18 protein-coding genes are annotated in these 17,852 nt (G+C 43.5%); 11 read left to right on the forward strand and 7 right to left on the reverse strand.

Annotated elements, in window-relative coordinates; translation table 11 throughout:
* Nucleotides 1–213 precede the first annotated feature (213 nt).
* Complete coding sequence (locus MMA19_RS20700; protein WP_006074467.1) at nt 214–1,581, reverse strand: Do family serine endopeptidase; 1,368 nt, start codon at nt 1,579–1,581, stop codon at nt 214–216.
* A 115-nt stretch (nt 1,582–1,696) separates the two neighbouring features.
* The gene (zapG, locus tag MMA19_RS20705) at nt 1,697–2,155 is read right to left on the reverse strand and encodes a Z-ring associated protein ZapG (protein ID WP_063606634.1); all 459 of its coding nucleotides are present in this window, start codon (nt 2,153–2,155) and stop codon (nt 1,697–1,699) included.
* A gap of 140 nt (nt 2,156–2,295) precedes the next feature.
* On the opposite strand from zapG, the gene zapE reads away from it, so the two are divergent.
* The 8 genes from zapE (at nt 2,296) to sspB (ending at nt 8,711) form a co-directional block, all read left to right on the forward strand.
* Nucleotides 2,296–3,399, forward strand: a complete 1,104-nt coding sequence (gene zapE, locus MMA19_RS20710) for a cell division protein ZapE (protein ID WP_124940279.1) — start codon at nt 2,296–2,298, stop codon at nt 3,397–3,399.
* Between the two features lie 202 nt (nt 3,400–3,601).
* Nucleotides 3,602–4,030: a 50S ribosomal protein L13 gene (rplM, locus tag MMA19_RS20715; protein ID WP_006075739.1), complete on the forward strand. Its 429-nt coding sequence runs from the start codon at nt 3,602–3,604 to the stop codon at nt 4,028–4,030.
* Between the two features lie 15 nt (nt 4,031–4,045).
* Nucleotides 4,046–4,438, forward strand: a complete 393-nt coding sequence (gene rpsI / locus MMA19_RS20720; protein WP_006075740.1) for a 30S ribosomal protein S9 — start codon at nt 4,046–4,048, stop codon at nt 4,436–4,438.
* Nucleotides 4,439–4,902: 464 nt separating this feature from the next.
* Complete coding sequence (petA, locus tag MMA19_RS20725) at nt 4,903–5,493, forward strand: ubiquinol-cytochrome c reductase iron-sulfur subunit (protein ID WP_038224352.1); 591 nt, start codon at nt 4,903–4,905, stop codon at nt 5,491–5,493.
* A complete protein-coding gene (locus tag MMA19_RS20730; protein ID WP_006075655.1) occupies nt 5,493–6,758 on the forward strand; it encodes a cytochrome bc complex cytochrome b subunit in 1,266 nt (421 codons plus the stop codon). The genes petA and MMA19_RS20730 overlap by 1 nt, the downstream gene beginning before the upstream one ends.
* Nucleotides 6,755–7,492 carry a cytochrome c1 gene (locus tag MMA19_RS20735; RefSeq protein ID WP_240207116.1) on the forward strand — a complete coding sequence of 246 codons (738 nt, stop codon included), beginning with the start codon at nt 6,755–6,757 and terminating at the stop codon, nt 7,490–7,492. The genes MMA19_RS20730 and MMA19_RS20735 overlap by 4 nt, the downstream gene beginning before the upstream one ends.
* Before the next feature lie 88 nt (nt 7,493–7,580).
* A complete protein-coding gene (gene sspA / locus MMA19_RS20740) occupies nt 7,581–8,216 on the forward strand; it encodes a stringent starvation protein SspA (RefSeq protein WP_006075657.1) in 636 nt (211 codons plus the stop codon).
* A 6-nt stretch (nt 8,217–8,222) separates the two neighbouring features.
* Complete coding sequence (gene sspB, locus MMA19_RS20745) at nt 8,223–8,711, forward strand: ClpXP protease specificity-enhancing factor (protein ID WP_240207117.1); 489 nt, start codon at nt 8,223–8,225, stop codon at nt 8,709–8,711.
* Nucleotides 8,712–9,182: 471 nt separating this feature from the next.
* Here the strand turns inward: sspB and MMA19_RS20750 are convergent, their stop codons facing one another.
* Nucleotides 9,183–9,866: a GntR family transcriptional regulator gene (locus MMA19_RS20750; RefSeq protein ID WP_031493684.1), complete on the reverse strand. Its 684-nt coding sequence runs from the start codon at nt 9,864–9,866 to the stop codon at nt 9,183–9,185.
* Between the two features lie 154 nt (nt 9,867–10,020).
* Nucleotides 10,021–11,433: a pyruvate kinase PykF gene (gene pykF / locus MMA19_RS20755; protein ID WP_006075666.1), complete on the reverse strand. Its 1,413-nt coding sequence runs from the start codon at nt 11,431–11,433 to the stop codon at nt 10,021–10,023.
* A 534-nt stretch (nt 11,434–11,967) separates the two neighbouring features.
* Between pykF and MMA19_RS20760 the strand changes: the two genes are divergently transcribed.
* Nucleotides 11,968–12,636 carry an HAD-IA family hydrolase gene (locus MMA19_RS20760; RefSeq protein ID WP_096442808.1) on the forward strand — a complete coding sequence of 223 codons (669 nt, stop codon included), beginning with the start codon at nt 11,968–11,970 and terminating at the stop codon, nt 12,634–12,636.
* A 15-nt stretch (nt 12,637–12,651) separates the two neighbouring features.
* Here the strand turns inward: MMA19_RS20760 and MMA19_RS20765 are convergent, their stop codons facing one another.
* From MMA19_RS20765 to rpiB, 3 genes are all read right to left on the reverse strand, one after another.
* Nucleotides 12,652–13,401 carry a metalloregulator ArsR/SmtB family transcription factor gene (locus tag MMA19_RS20765; RefSeq protein ID WP_240207118.1) on the reverse strand — a complete coding sequence of 250 codons (750 nt, stop codon included), beginning with the start codon at nt 13,399–13,401 and terminating at the stop codon, nt 12,652–12,654.
* A 145-nt stretch (nt 13,402–13,546) separates the two neighbouring features.
* The gene (gene rpe / locus MMA19_RS20770) at nt 13,547–14,224 is read right to left on the reverse strand and encodes a ribulose-phosphate 3-epimerase (protein WP_006075705.1); all 678 of its coding nucleotides are present in this window, start codon (nt 14,222–14,224) and stop codon (nt 13,547–13,549) included.
* Entirely contained in the window at nt 14,217–14,669 is a 453-nt protein-coding gene (gene rpiB / locus MMA19_RS20775) for a ribose 5-phosphate isomerase B (protein WP_038225066.1), read from the reverse strand. The genes rpe and rpiB overlap by 8 nt, the downstream gene beginning before the upstream one ends.
* A 257-nt stretch (nt 14,670–14,926) precedes the next feature.
* Between rpiB and MMA19_RS20780 the strand changes: the two genes are divergently transcribed.
* Both MMA19_RS20780 and MMA19_RS20785 read left to right on the forward strand, forming a co-directional pair.
* The gene (locus MMA19_RS20780) at nt 14,927–16,321 is read left to right on the forward strand and encodes a sucrose-specific PTS transporter subunit IIBC (RefSeq protein ID WP_240207119.1); all 1,395 of its coding nucleotides are present in this window, start codon (nt 14,927–14,929) and stop codon (nt 16,319–16,321) included.
* A gap of 46 nt (nt 16,322–16,367) precedes the next feature.
* The gene (locus tag MMA19_RS20785) at nt 16,368–17,777 is read left to right on the forward strand and encodes a sucrose-6-phosphate hydrolase (RefSeq protein ID WP_031494668.1); all 1,410 of its coding nucleotides are present in this window, start codon (nt 16,368–16,370) and stop codon (nt 17,775–17,777) included.
* Nucleotides 17,778–17,852: the final 75 nt, after the last annotated feature.

Raw genomic sequence — 17,852 nt, forward strand, 5'->3', positions numbered from 1 at the left:
ATGTCGTTAACGTGTTCTTCCAATGACTTCTACTTTGCAAGCATAGTATTGAGAGGCGACTCAAACGAGTTAATTTCATGATATTAACTAAAAAACTCGTGTACATGAAACGACAGCTATAAAGCCAGAGGATATCATTTAAAACTTAAATAATAAAAGAGCAGCCCTAATCAGAGCTGCTCTTTCACTTAGAATTTACAATTTTGTGAGCTTCTAGCGTACAACTAAGTAAATGCTTCGGTCATCACGCTGGATATTGAGAGCTAAAACGCCAGGTTTCTTCTCAAGTATCTTACGTAGTTCGCCAACATTCTTCACCCGAGTACGGTTCACTCCGATAATGATATCGCCTTGCTCAAGTTGATATTGAGCAGCTGGAGACCCTTCCGCTACCGATTTCACTTTGACCCCTTCAACAGGGTCGCTCTTATCAGTGTTTGCGAATTCCGCGCCTGTTAGCCCTTCATGAAGTTTATCGGCCTTGGTAATGGTTTTAGCAGCTTCAGTAAGGGTGACATTAAAGGATTTTTCTTTGCCATCACGTATAATGCCGAGCTTAACTGTTTTACCAGCACCAAGCGTTGCCACTTTGGCTCGGAGCTCGCTGAAGGTCGAGATCTTCTTACCGTTAACAGACACAATGATGTCACCCGCTTCAAGTCCAGCTTTATCTGCTGCGCTGTCAGGGACAACTTGACTTACGAAAGCACCTTTACTGGAATCGTAACCTAGTGCTTCCGCAAGTTCCGAAGTGACTTCTCCACCTTGAACTCCCAGCATGCCGCGTTTTACTTCGCCAAACTCGATGATTTGTTCGGTTAAGTTCTTCATCATATTTGAAGGGATTGCGAAGCCTATCCCGACGTTACCGCCGTTAGGGCCAAGGATCGCGGTATTGATGCCGATGAGTTCACCTTTCAGGTTCACTAATGCGCCACCAGAGTTACCACTGTTAATTGCGGCATCGGTTTGAATGAAGTTCTCAAAATTTTCTAGATTCAGTCCACTACGACCCAATGCAGAGACGATACCAGAGGTAACAGTTTGACCCAACCCAAACGGGTTACCGATTGCTACCGTAAAGTCACCGACGCGCAGCTGATCTGAGTCGGCAATTTTGATTTCTGTGAGGTTTTTAGCGCCATCAACTTTTAGTAACGCTACATCTGACATTTCATCACCACCGACAAGTTCAGCATCGTACTCTTTACCGTCATGAAGTTTAACGCGGATATCTTCTGCGCCATTGATGACGTGATAGTTAGTAACGATATAGCCTTTGTCTGCATCTACGACAACACCAGATCCTAACCCTCTAAAAGGCCTTTCTTGTAATTGCTCGGTTGGGAAGTCAGGGCCGAAGAAAAAACGGAATTGCTCAGGCAAACTTTGACGGGAAACCTGAGTACCTTCAACAGCAATACTAACAACTGCGGGCGTAACTTGCTCTAGCATAGGAGCAAGGCTTGGAAGCTGTTCGCCATCGACAGATAAAGGTAAAGCAGCGGTTGCAGGTAGTGGGGCGATGATTGAACTCAAGCTTAACGATAGAACAGTTAATGCAAGCAATGGTTTTTTCATCATAAAACTCCTCTATGGATCAGTAAGGGTTATGACTCAACGAATTCTATAAAGTTCACTTGGGGTGGTGAATTAGCCAGCAATTTGTGTAATTGCTGGCCAATAGATGAGGATGTTACGAAGCTTTAGCGGTGACGGGCTCTTGTGAGACAGCTTCTGGAGCTTCAATCACTTCCTTCTTCTCTTCTCTAAGAAGTCCTGTCGCGCCATTAACGTAATCCTTTGGCGGTTCTTCTGTAGTGTTAGCATCGTTTATCGTTTCTACATTGTGTTCAGCAATCTTTTTGACAAACGGGTTATCTTGCTCGGGTAGGTTTGGCAGCAGCTCCGAAGAGGTCTTCGCCATGTGTTGATAAAGCTTAGTGTAGTCTTTCCCCAATGTATCAAGCATTTCAGCGGTTTGTGCGAAATGATCAGACAATTCTTGACGCTGTTGCTCCAGTGCAAACTTCGCGGACTCAAGGTCTTTTTGGATGGTCTTTTGTTTCTTGTATTGTGGAGTAGTCAGTCGAGAAATCACAATTCCTAGAATAGCACCAACTAGCAAGCCGACAATGGCATATATCCAAGGCATAACAGCTCCTTTATAATGTTTATTAACATGTGCGTTACCAAGCGGTTACACACGTCGTTTAGCCATGTTACTATGAGAATTCAAGCCAATAAAGCAAAATACGCTAATAATAACAGTTGGATCAGTGTTGCGAGTTATCCATGACGCCCATAGAAAAATACAATAATGATATTGAAACAAATGGTTTCCAAAGCGACCCCGCGCAGAGGGCTGCCGTTGAAGCCTTAGACCGTTTGCATCATGAGTACGTCGATTATTTGAACTTCGAAGCCCCTGCGTTAAGTATGATGCAGAAGCTGCTAGGAAAATCACCCGAGCAAGCTACTCCGCCACAAGGGTTATACTTTTGGGGTGGGGTAGGTCGAGGGAAAACCTACTTAATGGACGCATTTTTCGACAGTCTGCCGACGTCTCAAAAGATGCGAGTTCATTTCCACCGTTTTATGTATCGAGTTCATGATGAGCTAAAGCGCTTAGGTGATGTGCAAGACCCTCTAGAACAGGTCGCAGATACGTTTGCTTCTGAAGCGAAAATCATCTGCTTTGATGAGTTTTATGTTTCTGATATTACGGATGCCATGATTCTAGCCACTTTGTTGCAAGCTCTATTTAAGCGTGGTGTTGTACTGGTAGCGACGTCGAATATTCCTCCAGAAAACCTATATCGAAACGGTTTGCAGCGAGCAAGGTTCCTTCCTGCTATTACTATGATTCAGAAAAACTGTAATGTACTGAACGTCGATAGTGGTATTGATTACCGTTTGAGAACATTAGAACAGGCAGAGATCTATCATTACCCGTTAGATGCCGCTGCGCATGCCAATCTAAAGCGTTATTTTGGTCAGTTAGTAACAGAGGATCGAGTTCAAGAGCAATCAATAGAGATTAATCATCGAGACATCGAAGTGATTGCCTCTGCCGATGATGTACTCTACGCCAGTTTTGCACAGCTTTGCCAAACCATGCGCAGCCAAAATGATTACATCGAGATATCGAGAATTTATCACACTGTATTGCTGGCTGATGTTAAGCAGATGGATGCCAAGTTAGATGATGCGGCGAGGCGCTTTATTGCCTTAGTTGATGAATTTTACGAGCGAAGGGTAAAACTTATCATTTCTGCTGAGGTAGCCCTTGAGAATATCTATACTAAAGGTCAGCTGGAGTTTGAATTTAAGCGCTGTATTTCGCGATTAACGGAAATGCAAAGCCATGACTATTTGGCATCAGAGCACTTAGCTTGAGGTTTTTACCAATTTTGTCCAAAAAATAGATGATTTTTTCTTCGAGCTTCTCTATAATCCTGCGACCCACCGTTACTGCAGGCTAGTTTCTCTGAAACAAATAGCCGAGAGTTTCAACACTCGAAGGGGTGATGTATGGGCTCTTAGACAGTGGGAGCGAAAGCTCCTTAAGTGTAAATTTAATTAACGGGTTATTATTAGCATGAAAACTTTCGTTGCTAAACCAGAAACTGTAAAACGCGACTGGTACGTTGTAGACGCTGAAGGTAAAACTCTTGGCCGTCTAGCAAGTGAAATTGCATCTCGCCTACGTGGCAAACATAAAGCTGAATACACTCCACACGTTGACACTGGTGATTACATCATCGTTGTAAACGCGGAGAAAGTTACTGTAACTGGTAACAAGGCTAAAAACAAAGTTTACTACCGTCACTCTGAGTTCCCAGGTGGCCTAAAATCAATCACTTTCGAAAAGCTGATTGATCGTAAGCCTGAAATGGCTCTTGAGCTAGCGGTTAAAGGTATGCTACCACGTGGTCCTCTAGGCCGTGCTATGTACCGTAAGCTTAAAGTTTACGCTGGCGCTGAGCACAACCATGTTGCTCAACAACCACAAGTACTAGACATCTAATCGGGGATTTCGAAAATGGCAGAGAATCAATACTACGGCACTGGCCGTCGCAAAAGCTCAGCTGCTCGTGTTTTCATCAAACCAGGCACTGGCAACATCGTAGTTAACAAGCGTGATCTAGAAACTTACTTCGGTCGCGAAACTTCTTGCATGGTAGTTCGTCAGCCTCTTGAGCTAACTGAACTAACTGAGAAGCTAGACCTATTCGTTACTGTTAAAGGTGGCGGTATTTCTGGTCAAGCAGGTGCTATCCGTCACGGTATCACTCGCGCGCTAATGGAATACGATGAGACTCTACGTCCTGCTCTACGTGCAGCTGGCTACGTTACTCGCGACGCTCGTTGCGTTGAGCGTAAGAAAGTTGGTCTACGTAAAGCACGTCGTCGTCCACAGTTCTCTAAGCGTTAATTTTCTCCTTATCGAGAAGATTATGCTTTCCAGTTTCGACTGGATTGTGGATCAAAAAGCTCAGCCTTATGGCTGGGCTTTTTTGTTTATTGCGTTTATCTAACCTCTGAAAATTGCTCAACTCCTCATAACAGACTGTCCTTTTCCTCCCTTTTGTGAACTAGCAAGCGATTTCCTGCTATAGATGTTACGAAAAGGTAGCTTTATCTTGTCAAAAAGTAGGGTTTTCTTTATCATTTGCTATCAAATAAATACAACAAAAATTTGTACTTTGTTAGCCATGCTCTGCTGGTCGGAATCGATGTCTGAGCTGACTCAAGTAGCCAAAATAATAAACTAGATTTGGCTCGTTCAATTCAAGGAAAATAACCCAAGGAATGGTTCCCCGTAAGGTTATTTAACATGAAAGAGCAACTTGGATTCGCTCGGTATTGACCCAAAGGAGCAAATGGGAGAAATGTTGGATGAGCAATGCGCCTTTAAATAACGGTCGCAGGCGTTTCCTAACTGCTACAACTGCGGTTGTTGGTGGTCTGGGGGCAGCTGCAGTCGCCGTTCCTTTTATTAAATCTTGGAACCCAAGTGCCAAAGCTAAAGCTGCTGGTGCCCCTGTAGAGGTGGAAGTCAGTAAGCTCGAAGAAGGCCAAATGGTCCGTGTCGAATGGCAGGGTAAGCCCGTTTGGATCGTACGTCGAGCTCAATCAGTTTTGGACAACCTGACCACTATCGATGGTCAGTTACGAGATCCTAAATCTGTTGAAGAACAGCAACCTGAATATGCACAAAATGAATTCCGCTCAATTAAACCTGAGTATTTTGTTGCCGTCGGTTTCTGTACCCACCTAGGATGTTCACCTACTTATCTACCAGACACTTTTAGTGAACAAGTTCAAGGTGTACGTTCTGGATTCTTCTGTCCATGCCACGGTTCTAAGTTCGACATGGCGGGACGTGTATTCCAGAGTGTTCCTGCGCCACTTAACCTAGTGGTCCCTAAACATATGTATTTGAGTGACACGAAAATACTCATTGGTGTTGATGAGGGGGATGCATAATGCAAGCGTTACTTGATTGGGTAGAAAAACGTATACCTGCAATGAATGCTTATAAGAAGCATTTATCTGAATACCCGATGCCAAAGAACTTCAACTTTTGGTATCTATTTGGCTCTCTAGCCATGCTTGTTCTGGTTAACCAAATCCTTACAGGCATTTGGCTAACCATGAACTACGTACCTTCTGGCGAAGGTGCATTTGCATCTGTTGAATACATCATGCGTGATGTGGAATACGGTTGGCTACTGCGTTATATGCACTCTACGGGTGCTTCAGCATTCTTTGTTGTCGTCTATCTTCACATGTTCCGTGGCTTGATTTATGGTTCATACCAAAAGCCTCGTGAGCTACTGTGGGTATTCGGCATGCTCATCTTCCTAGTATTGATGGCAGAAGCTTTCATGGGTTATCTATTGCCATGGGGACAAATGTCATACTGGGGTGCTCAGGTAATTATCTCACTATTTGGTGCGATTCCTGTTATTGGCGACGACCTTACTCTTTGGATTCGTGGTGATTACATCATCTCTGGAGCGACGCTCAACCGCTTCTTTGCTCTGCATGTTATTGCTCTGCCTATCGTGCTACTTCTTCTTATCGTTTTACACGTTTTGGCACTTCACGAAGTCGGTTCGAACAACCCTGATGGCATTGAGACTAAGCTACCGAAAGGGACAATGGGCGACGATTATAAGACGCAGTTTAAGTTCCACGATTACTACAGCAAGAAATATGACATCATCGATTCCATTCCATTCCACCCTTATGGAACTGTTAAGGATATGGTGGGTATCGCAGGTTTCTTCTTCTTGTTCTGTTACGTGTTGTTCTTCAATCCAGAAATGGGCGGCTATTTCCTTGAGCCACCTAACTTTGAAGCAGCAAACCCTCTGAAAACGCCTGAGCATATTGCTCCTGTATGGTACTTCACCCCGTTCTACGCGATTCTTCGTGCTGTACCGGACAAGTTACTAGGTGTTGTTGCAATGGGACTATCGATTGTATTCCTATTCCTATTGCCATGGTTCGACCGTTGTAAAGTACGCTCTTATCGCTACAGAAGTAAGATTCACCTACTGAACATCATCCAGTTCACCATCAGCTTCATTGCTTTGGGTATTCTTGGTGCGCTACCTGCAACACCAACGTATACGCTGCTGGCTCAGATCTTCAGTTTAGGTTACTTCATGTTCTTCGTTCTGTTGTATTTCTACAGTAAGAATGAAAAAACTAAGCCATTACCAGAGAGGGTGACTTTCAAATGAAAAAGTGGATTGTAGTACTTTTCGCATTGCTACCATCTCTAGCACTAGCTGCTGGTGGTAATGTACATCTAGATAAAGCAAACAACGATCTTAGTGACCAAGCATCACTTCAAAATGGCGCGAAGCTGTTTATGAACTACTGCTTTGCATGTCACTCGACGCAATATCAACGTTATGAGCGTGTCGCGAATGACTTAGGTATCCCAGTAGATCTCGCAAAAGAAAACCTTGTTTTCGACCCAGAAGCGAAGATTGGTGATTTGATGGTGAATGCAATGCCACAGAAGCAAGCAGCGGCTTGGTTTGGTGCTGCGCCACCTGATCTAACACTTGTTGCACGTGTTCGTGGTGTTGATTGGCTATATACCTATCTGCGTTCATTCTATGTGGACCCAAGCCGTCCATTTGGCGTGAACAACGTGACGTTCCCGAACGTAGGTATGCCACACGTTCTTGAAGAGCTTCAAGGCATTCCAACTCCAATCTATGAGACGCAACTTGTTGATGGTCAAGAAGTCCAAGTGGTTATTGGTACAGAAACTGATGGCCGTGGTGAACTGAGTTCGAGTGAGTATGATGATGCCGTTCGCGACTTGGTGAACTTCCTAGAATACTCTGGTGACCCAGTGAAACTTGAGCGTCATGCGCTTGGTTGGTGGGTGATGGGTTTCCTAGTCATCTTCACCATTGTTGTAGTGTTGCTCAAGAAAGAGTATTGGCGTGATGTTCACTAATTGTGCTATAATCTCGCGCTAATTCCAAATTTGTTCACAATGGAGGCGTCGCCTCCATTGTTTTTTTGTAAGTATCCCGGAGGGCTCCATGGCTGTAGCTGCCAATAAACGTTCTGTGATGACTCTTTTCTCAAGTGCTACCGATTTATATAGCCACCAGGTTCGAATCGTTCTAGCTGAAAAAGGTGTCAGTGTTGAAGTTGAGTTAGTGGATGAAATGAACATCCCTGCTGAGCTTGCTGAGCTAAACCCATATAAGACCGTTCCTACTTTGGTTGATCGTGAGCTAGCCCTTTACGATTCAAAGATCATTATGGAATATCTTGATGAGCGTTTCCCTCATCCGCCACTTATGCCTGTTTACCCAGTTGCACGTGGTAATAGCCGACTAATGATCTACCGTATTGAGCGTAACTGGTACACGCTTGCGGAGAAAGTTATGAAAGGTTCTGCAGAAGAATCTGAGGCGGCTCGCAATAAACTACGCAATGATCTTCTGACACTTGCACCGATTTTTGCTGAGTACGAATACTTCATGAGTGAAGAATTCAGCTTGATCGATTGCTACCTAGCACCACTACTATGGCGCTTACCTGAAATGGGTATCGAGCTAATTGGTCCTGGATCTAAAGAGATCAAAGTTTACATGAATCGTGTATTTGAACGTGATTCATTCCTTGCTTCACTGACTGAAGCTGAACGTGAGATGCGTTTGGTTCGCTAAGTGACCATGGATATTGAAAAAATGACACCTCGCCGACCATACATGCTGCGTGCATTCTATGATTGGCTGGTGGAAAATGATCTAACGCCACACATTGTTGTCGATGCAATGTTACCTGGCGTTCGCGTTCCTCAAGAGTTTATTCAAGATGGTCAAATCATCCTGAATATTGCTCCTAGAGCAGTAGGTCAACTCGAATTGGGCAATGAAGCGATAACCTTCCATGCTCGATTTGGTGGCCGACCACACTCGGTTATCGTGCCTCTCTATTCTGTACAAGCTATTTATGCTCGTGAGAATGGTGCAGGAACAATGTTCGAGCCAGAAGATGCTTATCTTTCGATTGAGGAAGAGGAGACGATTGAGGCAACACCAGTTTCTGGCTTGTCTGTCGCATCTGAACCGGAAGTTACCGAGTCTGAAATAAACTCACCTGATGGCGATGATGAGCCACCAAAGCCGAAAGGCCGCCCTAGTCTTCGTGTGGTAAAATAGACGTTAGAATGAAAAAAAGCTGCAAGTGATTGCAGCTTTTTTTATACCTCAAGAATCAACATCTAAAGCCCTAACTATCGCTTCTACATCTTATGAGTCTTCATCTTGAGACATGAAAAATGCGTGCCACTGTATTAGACTAAAGTCTAACGCTGGTTAAAACTTGACCTAAAAGGAATAATCAGTAAACTACCAGTTCTTGAATATAGGTCACACTTTTTTACAAACACTTTTTCTTATTTCAAGAACGGAATTCTTCAAGTTTTTGACAAAATATATCAAGGATGTCAAATAGTTGGGTGGTAGAGGTTCGTTATGTACAATCACTTTTTGGTAAGACTTACCATTGGGACTCTCGTTGTTTTAGGTATTAAGCTGAGTGCATTATACTTTTTGCCTATGGTGCTACTATTGAATACGCACCACAAAGAGTTTTTTGGATGGTAAAAATCGGGGCTAGCCCCGATTTTTTTATGCCATTTCTATCTCATCAACCGTTGACTCAATCTCTTTCATCATTCGATATAGCTGTTCAGCAAGTTGCTGTTTCGCACCATCAAGATCTTTGTCTAGCGTTAGCTTCATGATCTTCTCATGTTCATCGAGGTTGAATAGCTGTGAGAAGTTTTTTGGTGAATGGGTTAACGAGATACGTCGATAACGTTTAACCTGCCTGATAATATCGCTAAAAAACTCAAGCATGTTCTTAGAGAAGCAACCACTTAATAGAGAACTGTAGAAGGCTTCTTGACGCTCTTCCCACTCTTGCCAATTGAAGTTTTCTGCTTGGAACTTAAAGCGCGATAGCTTATGGAACTCAGTCAGTATTTCCAGCTCCCAGCTTTCACTGCCTTCTTTGATTGATTTTTCTAGTAACACAGAGGACACAACCTTGAGGCTTTCATATAGGTCGTAGAGTTCGACCTTAGAAACAGGTGCAACCCAGCATCCTTTTTGCGGTTCAAGCTTTACGTACTTAATCCACGAAAGCTGAATTAGTGCCTCTCGGATAGGGGATGCTCCTACGTTATATTTTTCTTTAAGCTCCGCAACAACCAGCTTTTGGTTTGGTTTAAGCTCTCCGGAAAGAATATCCTGACAGATTAGCTTCGCTACTTTGTCTGTCAAAGTTGGGCTAGACACAATGCACCTCATTAACTTAATAGAATTACCTAAAAGCAACTCAGCAGTATGCTGTGTTGTAAAAACGTAAGGATAGTACAGCGTGTTGAAAAATTGGGCAAGATAATTATAAAAAAAAGAGGGCGTATGCCCTCTTTTTATAGATGTTCTGAATGTACTGTAAGAATTATAGTACGTGAACAGAAGCTGTGTTAGTTGTGCCTGAAGCTACTAGAGCACCAGAAACCATTACTACGATGTCGCCTTTCTTACCAAAACCAGACTCTAGAGCGTACTCTTTACCGTTTTTGTAGAACTCATCAGTGCTGTCGATTGAATCAACAAGAACTGGGCGAACACCCTTAGTAAGAACTAGCTGTGCAGCAGTCTTAGGGTTAGTTGTTAGCGCAACGATGCTTGCTGTTGGGAAGTATTTACGTACAGAACGTGCAGACTTACCACCTTCAGTAGCAACGATGATTAGTGGAGCAGCTAGCTTCTCAGCTGTGTCTACTGCACCTTTACATACTGCTTCTGTGATGCGCAGGCGTGGGCTGTCTAGACGAGAACCTAGCTCAGCTTTTAGTGCGCCGTCAGTACGGTTAGCGATTTGAGCCATGATAGTTACCGCTTCAACAGGGTATTTACCTTTAGCGGTCTCACCTGAAAGCATTACTGCATCAGTACCGTCCATGATTGCGTTCGCAACGTCACCCGCTTCAGCACGAGTTGGACGTGGGTTGTTGATCATAGAGTCAAGCATTTGAGTTGCAGTGATAACTGTCTTACGAGCACGGTTACACTTCTCAATCATCATTTTCTGAGCGAAGATTACTTCTTCAGCTGGGATTTCAACACCAAGGTCACCACGAGCAACCATGATACCGTCAGAAAGCTCTAGGATCTCGTCGAAGTTATCTACACCTTCTTGGTTTTCGATCTTAGAAATGATGTGGATGTTCTCGCCACCGTTTGCGTTTAGAACGTCACGGATTTCTTTAACGTCAGAAGCTTTACGAATGAAAGAAGCTGCAACAAAGTCAACGCCTTGCTCACAACCAAATTTTAGGTCGTTCTTATCTTTTTCAGATAGAGCTGGAAGCTGAACAGAAACGCCTGGTAGGTTAACACCTTTGTTTTCGCCTAGAGCACCGTTGTTAAGAACTTTACACTTAACTTCAGTTTCAGTAGTAGAGATAACTTCCATCTCGATTAGACCGTCGTCTACTAGGATAGTGTTACCAGCAGAAAGGTCTTGTGCAAAACCAGCGTAAGTAACAGCAACAGTGTCTTTGTTACCAACAACAGAGATATCTGTTGTGAAAGTGAATTCTTGACCAGCTACTAGATCAACGTCATTGCCGCCTTCTAGTTTGATAGTACGAATTTCTGGACCTTTAGTGTCTAGAAGAATTGCAAGTTGCTTACCAACGTTTGCCATAACTTCACGGAAGTTAGCAATACGAGTGCCGTGCTCTTCGTAGTCACCGTGAGAGAAGTTAAGACGCATAACGTTCATGCCTGCGTTTACTAGTTCAGTTAGCTTCTCTACTGATTCAGTTTTAGGGCCAATCGTACATACGATTTTGGTCTTTTTCATGGAAGATACTCTCCGGGTAAATATTATTACAATTTGAAAGTTAGTATTAGTCTCTCTAGAAGGCTAGGGATGCCCATAAATAATTCACATGAGCTATCAAATGTCTTGCCTATTTTGCTTCTTCTAGAAATGAAAGTCTTTCAACAAGTTTAGTCATTTTATGACCAACTGAGGCGCTTTCTAGGCCACTTTTTTTGAGCTAATCCACTATATTTCAGTAAGATTGCAAAAAAATAACCGCTAATTCTGTAATTTTTTTTCTTTTCGGGCACGAATTCTACCACCGAATTGATCAGATTTCACTGTGCATAACTTGTTTTAGAGCAAGGTTTCGGCGCTTAGTATTTAATTTTTGGATCAAAATAAATAATCCGGATGAATGGGCACCATTTGGTAACTTTTTTTCAAAATAGTAGTCCATACGGTACAAGTTCTTCCTTCATTGAAGCCAATAAACCCTGATGATATTGTGTGCTTTTTATGGCGATTTGTTGTTCGAAGACAACAGACTGAAATCAGGTGGTAAAATAAAATATGGCATCAAAGAGAATCAAATGCGTGATTTTTGATTGTGATGGAACACTGATCGATAGTGAACGTTTGTGTTTGCAAGCTATTGTAGAGGTGCTAAGCAGTATTGGCGTCGAGGTAAACTATGATGATGTCAAAGATCAGTTTCAAGGCGTGAAACTGGAAAAGATCTTCGGGGCACTGGTCGACGACAACTCCAAGCTTGCTAATGATGGTTTAGCTAAGCTTATTAGCCACTATCGACTGCGTTGTAAGGAGCTGTTTGCTGAACAATTAACGGTTATCGATGGTGTCTATGAAGTATTGGATGAGCTGAAGGCGAATAATATTGCGGTATGTATCGCATCAAATGCTCCCCATGAAAAGATGGCGTTTACGTTGCCGCTGGCTAAACTAGACCAGTACTTTGAAGGCACTGTCTTCAGTGCTTTGGATGCCAATGCATGGAAGCCCGATCCCAAACTGTTGCACTACGTGATGGACAAAATGCAAGTGAGCTCAGAAGAGTGTTTATTCATAGATGATTCTCTGGTTGGCATTCAAGCTGGCGTTGAAGCCAATGTAACCACGTTGTACTTTTCCCATGCGGAACCGCATAAAGAGACCACAATCAATAGCTCATATTTACATAGCATTACTGAAATGCACCAACTGCTGACCTTTATTCGATGATACGAAAATGAGTGGCTAATTATGTTTTTCTGGGCGGGTGGTCGATTGGTTGAGTAGCTGATTAGCCGCCACTAATGCTCCTCTCATACTGACCACAGATGCGTCTAGAATGTCGATTGCCCATAGTGGTAGTTTGCCTGAAATGGAGTAAAACGCCCATTGACCTTTTCTTCTATCTGAAACGATCCCGCAATTTCTGAGTACTGCGAGCGCTCGGGAAATCTTAGGCTGTGATTCTTGTAATGCTTCACACAGCTCCCCAACACTCAATTCAACCTCTGTAAAGATCAATAAAGTGATCATGAGGCGAGTCTGATCGCCTAAGCACTTATGTAGTACTAAAGGATCAAAATCTAAATCGTTAGTCGGTTGATGAACGGTAACAAACAAGTCGATGCGCTTTTGCAGATCATATAAAGACGCTTCGAAGGAGATATCAGAGAGTGACGTTGGCGCAGGAAGATCCCAATAAATACTTTCTTCAGTGTTCTCGAATACACCACATTCACGCTTCGCTGAAGAGCAGAGCGTAATTACATAGTCAAAATGCGTGTCTTTAAACTCGTCGATGGACTTTGAATACAGTTCATCGGTAGGAAAATCTGCATCGTTTAATGTCGATATTGTTCTTGCGTCAACCTGACTTGGACTGCTCCCTGCACTAAAGGCTTGATAAAACTCAGCATAATCGCGATTTATAATCGCTTCCGCTAGTTGCGAACGTGCTGAATTGCCTCGGCAGACAAAGAGAATCTTTTTAGTCATGGTTTCCTCAAGAGATTGAGCATCACGGTGTGGTTACAGGCAATATTATGAGAGTTATTTGCAGCTAAAGAAAGACCTTTCATCATTGAAAGGTCTTATCAAGCTATACGCGAGTTTTATAGCAGGAGCGGTTTTAAAGTAGGGGTTAAGCTGCGGTGGCTAGCTTACCATCTGCAATTGCTCTCAAGTTATCCATGGTTTCCGCATAACTAGTTGGTTTACCAAATAAGCCAGCAGTACCAAGGATAAAGTATTCGATTTTATCCTTAAGCAAATCGATGACTTCAGGGCTGATCGCACCATCAATAGCCAGCTTAGTATCGGTACCTTGTTTGTTGATCATGTCAATAATGCGATCAATTCGATTGAAAGCATTGGCAATGAACTTCTGCCCCGCAAATCCTGGGTTAACTGACATCACCAAAATTACGTCTGTGACATCAAGTACATCTTCAATCACACTCAGTGGTGTGCCTGGATTGATAGCCAGACCTGATTTAATACCTTTAGCTTGAATATTACCAAGCGTACGATGTAGGTGCGGTGGTGCCTCCGCATGAACATACATTAGGCTTGCACCGAGATCAGCAAACATATCAATGTACTGATCTGGATTGGACAACATTAGGTGCACATCGTATTCAATATCGGTTGTATTGCGGATAGCCTTAATATCTTCCGGGCCTAGGGCGAAGTTAGGAACAAAGTGTCCATCCATTACATCAATATGAAGCATATCTACTTTGGCTTTCTCTAGCTCAGCCAACTCTTGAGGTAATTTAGAGAAATCCACACACATCATTGAAGGACAAAACTTAGCCATGAGTGAGCTCCTTTTCGATGTCAGCAATTTGGTTAATACGATTCTGGTGACGGCCACCTTCAAACTCACCTTCTAGCCAACGGTCTACAATCATTTTAGCGAGCTCAATTCCTACGACGCGAGAGCCAAACGAAAGAATGTTGGTGTCGTTGTGCTCGCGAGAAAGCTGGGCGGTGTATGGGTCGCTGCAAACCACTGCGCGAATTCCTGGAACTTTGTTAGCGGCTAGCGAAATGCCAACACCTGTACCGCAAATCAAAATACCGCGCTCGGCTTGACCTGAAATTACTGAGTTTGCAACCGCTTTGCCGTATTGAGGGTAGTCTGTTCGCTCGGCAGATTGAGCACCTAAGTCGATCACTTGATGACCTTTTTGTTCTAAGTGACTAATAACGAGAGCTTTGTGTTCGAAACCTACGTGGTCACAACCAATAGAAATGATCATGTTTGTCTGTACCTTAACCGATGAATATGGCTTTAATTTTACGATAAAATTCACGTCTGTAAATATTTAAATTTCATTGAAATCGCCAATAATCATATAAGCAATTGAAAAATATAGGTTTAAAAATTCACAATAAAATTCACAATAGTGTAAATTTCATAAAATAATTTATTTTGTGATAAAGATCGTCGTCTAGCACGTAAAGGGGTGATAGATTGAAAAGCAATTACTCAATAAACAAATCGCAGGATGAAATGATGTCTTATTCGTTGATTGCAGAAGAGTTGGTTAACTCGTTAGGCGGTGAACAAAACATAGTATCGGTTGCGCACTGTGCAACACGCTTACGTGTGATGGTGGCGGATGAAGCCAAAATCGATAAAGAGAGGATTGAAGATACAGACAAGGTAAAGGGCGCGTTCTTTAACAGTGGTCAGTACCAAATTATCTTCGGAACTGGGACGGTTAACCGTGTGTTTGAAGCGGTTCAGAATCTCGATTTATCGACGTCTTCAAAGTCAGAAATTAAACAAGCAGCAAACCAACAAGGTACGGCGCTACAACGAGCGATTCGCACATTCAGTGATGTATTCGTCCCACTGATACCTGCCTTGGTAGCAACAGGATTGTTCATGGGGCTTCGTGGACTTGTGACGCGACCTGAAGTGTTGGCTATATTTGGCCTAACGCCTGATTCTATCCCAGCAAACTTTATCCTTTATACCCAAATTCTCACGGATACGGCGTTTATTTTCTTACCTGCGATGGTGGCTTGGTCGGCAAGCCGCGTATTCGGAGGGACTCCATTGATAGGTTTGGTGCTTGGCCTAATGCTGGTTTCTCCTGCATTACCTAATGCATGGTCGGTTGGTTTCGGTGAAGCAAATCCATTGATGTTCTTTGGCTTTATTCCAGTCGTTGGTTACCAAGGTTCTGTTATTCCAGCATTTATTGCAGGTTTCCTAACCGCGAAGTTGGAACGCCGCATTCGCTCAATCATGCCAGAAGCGTTTGATTTGGTGATGACTCCGTTCCTAACGCTGCTTATTATGAGTGCTGTTGCGCTTCTTGCTGTAGGTCCATTGTTCCACATCGTTGAAGTGACTATGGTAGAGGCAACTAAGTACTTGCTTGACCTACCATTTGGCTTGAGTGGTCTGATTATCGGTTTCGTGTGGGATTTGATTGTTATCACTGGTGTTCACCACGTGTTTAACCTGCTAGAAATCCAGCTACTAGCGAACGAAGGTAGCAACGTTTTCAACGCACTTATCACTGGTGCTATCTCAGCTCAGGGGGCAGCGTGTCTAGCAGTTGGTATTAAGACGCAGAGTAAGAAGCTTAAAGCGCTGTGTTTCCCATCAACGGTATCTGCTTTCCTAGGCATTATTGAACCAGCAATCTTTGGTGTGAACCTTCGTTACTATCGTCCATTCGTATTCGCCCTAGTTGGTGGTGCTGCTGGTGGTTTTGTGGCGCAAATTCTTGGTCTAGCAGCGAGCGGTATGGCAGTAACCGTTATCCCAGGCACGCTACTTTATTTAGATGGTCAGATTCTCTCTTACTTACTCGTTCACGCGGTAAGTTGTGGTGTGGCGTTCTCGTTGACTTACACCATGGGCTTCTCTGACAAGATGCTTGAAAAGAAATAAGCGATTTAATGATAAGCCTCCCTTAATGGGAGGCTTTGGAGTTTTTATGACAGATTCTCAATATTTCCTGCGAACCATCCAATCTTTGCTTAATGCCCCTAAACATGGAGAGCATGATCCATATCGTCCAGTGTGGCACTTCGCTCCACGTGTTGGTTTATTGAATGATCCCAACGGCTTGTCGTTTTTTAATGGTGAATACCATTTGTTTTATCAGTGGAACCCACTCAAATGTGAACATGGTGCAAAGGCTTGGGGGCTAGCAACGTCTTCTGACCTTATCCATTGGCAACATAAACCCTTAGCCTTGGCACCGACTGAAGACTATGAGATATCGGGTTGTTATTCCGGTTCCGCTATTGAAGTCGATGGTAAGCTTGAGCTGTTTTACACCGGTAATGTTAAATACCCAGAGGGTGGTCGAACTGCCTATCAATGTAGAGCACAGCTAGATGAGCAGGGCACGGTAACTAAACTTGGGCCGGTATTGTCATTGCCTGATGGTTATAGCGGTCATGTTCGCGATCCTAAAGTTTGGAAACGTGGCAATCATTATTACATGGTGCTTGGAGCAGAAGATCTGCAGCGGCGTGGCTTGGTGATTCTGTATCGTTCTACTGACCTGTATCAGTGGGAGAAATGTGGTGACATTTACGGTACTGACATTAACGGCAAGCAAGATGCTAACTTTATGCTGGAGTGTCCAGATCTCTTTGCTCTTGATGGTTGCGATGTCATGATTACTTGTCCAAAGACTTGGATAGATATAGAAGGCAAAGCGACAGAAACATTTGATGTTGAGGTCACTTTGGGTGAGCTCGATTACCATCAAGCGCTTTACAACGCTACTGGCAGCCGTTTGATGGACCACGGGTTCGATTTCTATGCGCCCCAAACCTTCGAAGATAACAAGGGACGTCGTATTTTGTTTGGTTGGATGGGCAAACCGGATGAGTTTGAACCTTATCAACCAACTATTGAATATGGTTGGATTCACCAAATGACCTGCCCGCGCAGATTAACCATTCTCAACGGTGAGCTGTTACAACAACCTGTTGAAGAATTGACGACGTTGCGCCGCAACCCACAATCGGGCACCTGCTTATCCACCTCTTTGGTTGGATTAAGTGCAGAATTGTTGCTGCAAGATATTGACGGAGCCACTATCACGATTGAGCTGTCCGACGACTTATCACTGTTAGTCACGCCTTCGAGTATCACAACTCGACGAAAGAACCTTAAAACAGGTTTATGGGAAGATAGAGCATGGAAGGGAAAAGCCTCTTCGTTGCAGCTGATGCGTGACCACTCATGCGTTGAAGTCTTTATCAATGATGGAAAAGCTGTAATGACCAGTCGTTTGTTTGGACAAGCAAGTAGCAGTGAGCTGCAATGTGGTTTCCGGTTCGAAAGTGATAAAGCAGTCAGCTACCAGCATTGGACATTAGAAGTTTAGCGATTCAAGTGCACACTCGTCACCGACAGGTGCAGAAAATCCAGTAGTTTTAGGGTTATAATGAAGGAAATACTT

It is taken from the genome of Vibrio sp. CyArs1 (assembly GCF_022432925.1).
Classification (GTDB): domain Bacteria; phylum Pseudomonadota; class Gammaproteobacteria; order Enterobacterales; family Vibrionaceae; genus Vibrio; species Vibrio mediterranei.

What these genes read in the sequence shown, in the direction of transcription:
- MMA19_RS20700 (WP_006074467.1), bottom strand. Translation starts at nt 1,581, where the DNA reads ATGAAAAAACCATTGCTTGCATTAACTGTTCTATCGTTAAGCTTGAGT.
- zapG (WP_063606634.1), bottom strand. Translation starts at nt 2,155, where the DNA reads ATGCCTTGGATATATGCCATTGTCGGCTTGCTAGTTGGTGCTATTCTA.
- zapE (WP_124940279.1), top strand. Translation starts at nt 2,296, where the DNA reads ATGACGCCCATAGAAAAATACAATAATGATATTGAAACAAATGGTTTC.
- rplM (WP_006075739.1), top strand. Translation starts at nt 3,602, where the DNA reads ATGAAAACTTTCGTTGCTAAACCAGAAACTGTAAAACGCGACTGGTAC.
- rpsI (WP_006075740.1), top strand. Translation starts at nt 4,046, where the DNA reads ATGGCAGAGAATCAATACTACGGCACTGGCCGTCGCAAAAGCTCAGCT.
- petA (WP_038224352.1), top strand. Translation starts at nt 4,903, where the DNA reads ATGAGCAATGCGCCTTTAAATAACGGTCGCAGGCGTTTCCTAACTGCT.
- MMA19_RS20730 (WP_006075655.1), top strand. Translation starts at nt 5,493, where the DNA reads ATGCAAGCGTTACTTGATTGGGTAGAAAAACGTATACCTGCAATGAAT.
- MMA19_RS20735 (WP_240207116.1), top strand. Translation starts at nt 6,755, where the DNA reads ATGAAAAAGTGGATTGTAGTACTTTTCGCATTGCTACCATCTCTAGCA.
- sspA (WP_006075657.1), top strand. Translation starts at nt 7,581, where the DNA reads ATGGCTGTAGCTGCCAATAAACGTTCTGTGATGACTCTTTTCTCAAGT.
- sspB (WP_240207117.1), top strand. Translation starts at nt 8,223, where the DNA reads ATGGATATTGAAAAAATGACACCTCGCCGACCATACATGCTGCGTGCA.
- MMA19_RS20750 (WP_031493684.1), bottom strand. Translation starts at nt 9,866, where the DNA reads ATGAGGTGCATTGTGTCTAGCCCAACTTTGACAGACAAAGTAGCGAAG.
- pykF (WP_006075666.1), bottom strand. Translation starts at nt 11,433, where the DNA reads ATGAAAAAGACCAAAATCGTATGTACGATTGGCCCTAAAACTGAATCA.
- MMA19_RS20760 (WP_096442808.1), top strand. Translation starts at nt 11,968, where the DNA reads ATGGCATCAAAGAGAATCAAATGCGTGATTTTTGATTGTGATGGAACA.
- MMA19_RS20765 (WP_240207118.1), bottom strand. Translation starts at nt 13,401, where the DNA reads ATGACTAAAAAGATTCTCTTTGTCTGCCGAGGCAATTCAGCACGTTCG.
- rpe (WP_006075705.1), bottom strand. Translation starts at nt 14,224, where the DNA reads ATGGCTAAGTTTTGTCCTTCAATGATGTGTGTGGATTTCTCTAAATTA.
- rpiB (WP_038225066.1), bottom strand. Translation starts at nt 14,669, where the DNA reads ATGATCATTTCTATTGGTTGTGACCACGTAGGTTTCGAACACAAAGCT.
- MMA19_RS20780 (WP_240207119.1), top strand. Translation starts at nt 14,927, where the DNA reads ATGTCTTATTCGTTGATTGCAGAAGAGTTGGTTAACTCGTTAGGCGGT.
- MMA19_RS20785 (WP_031494668.1), top strand. Translation starts at nt 16,368, where the DNA reads ATGACAGATTCTCAATATTTCCTGCGAACCATCCAATCTTTGCTTAAT.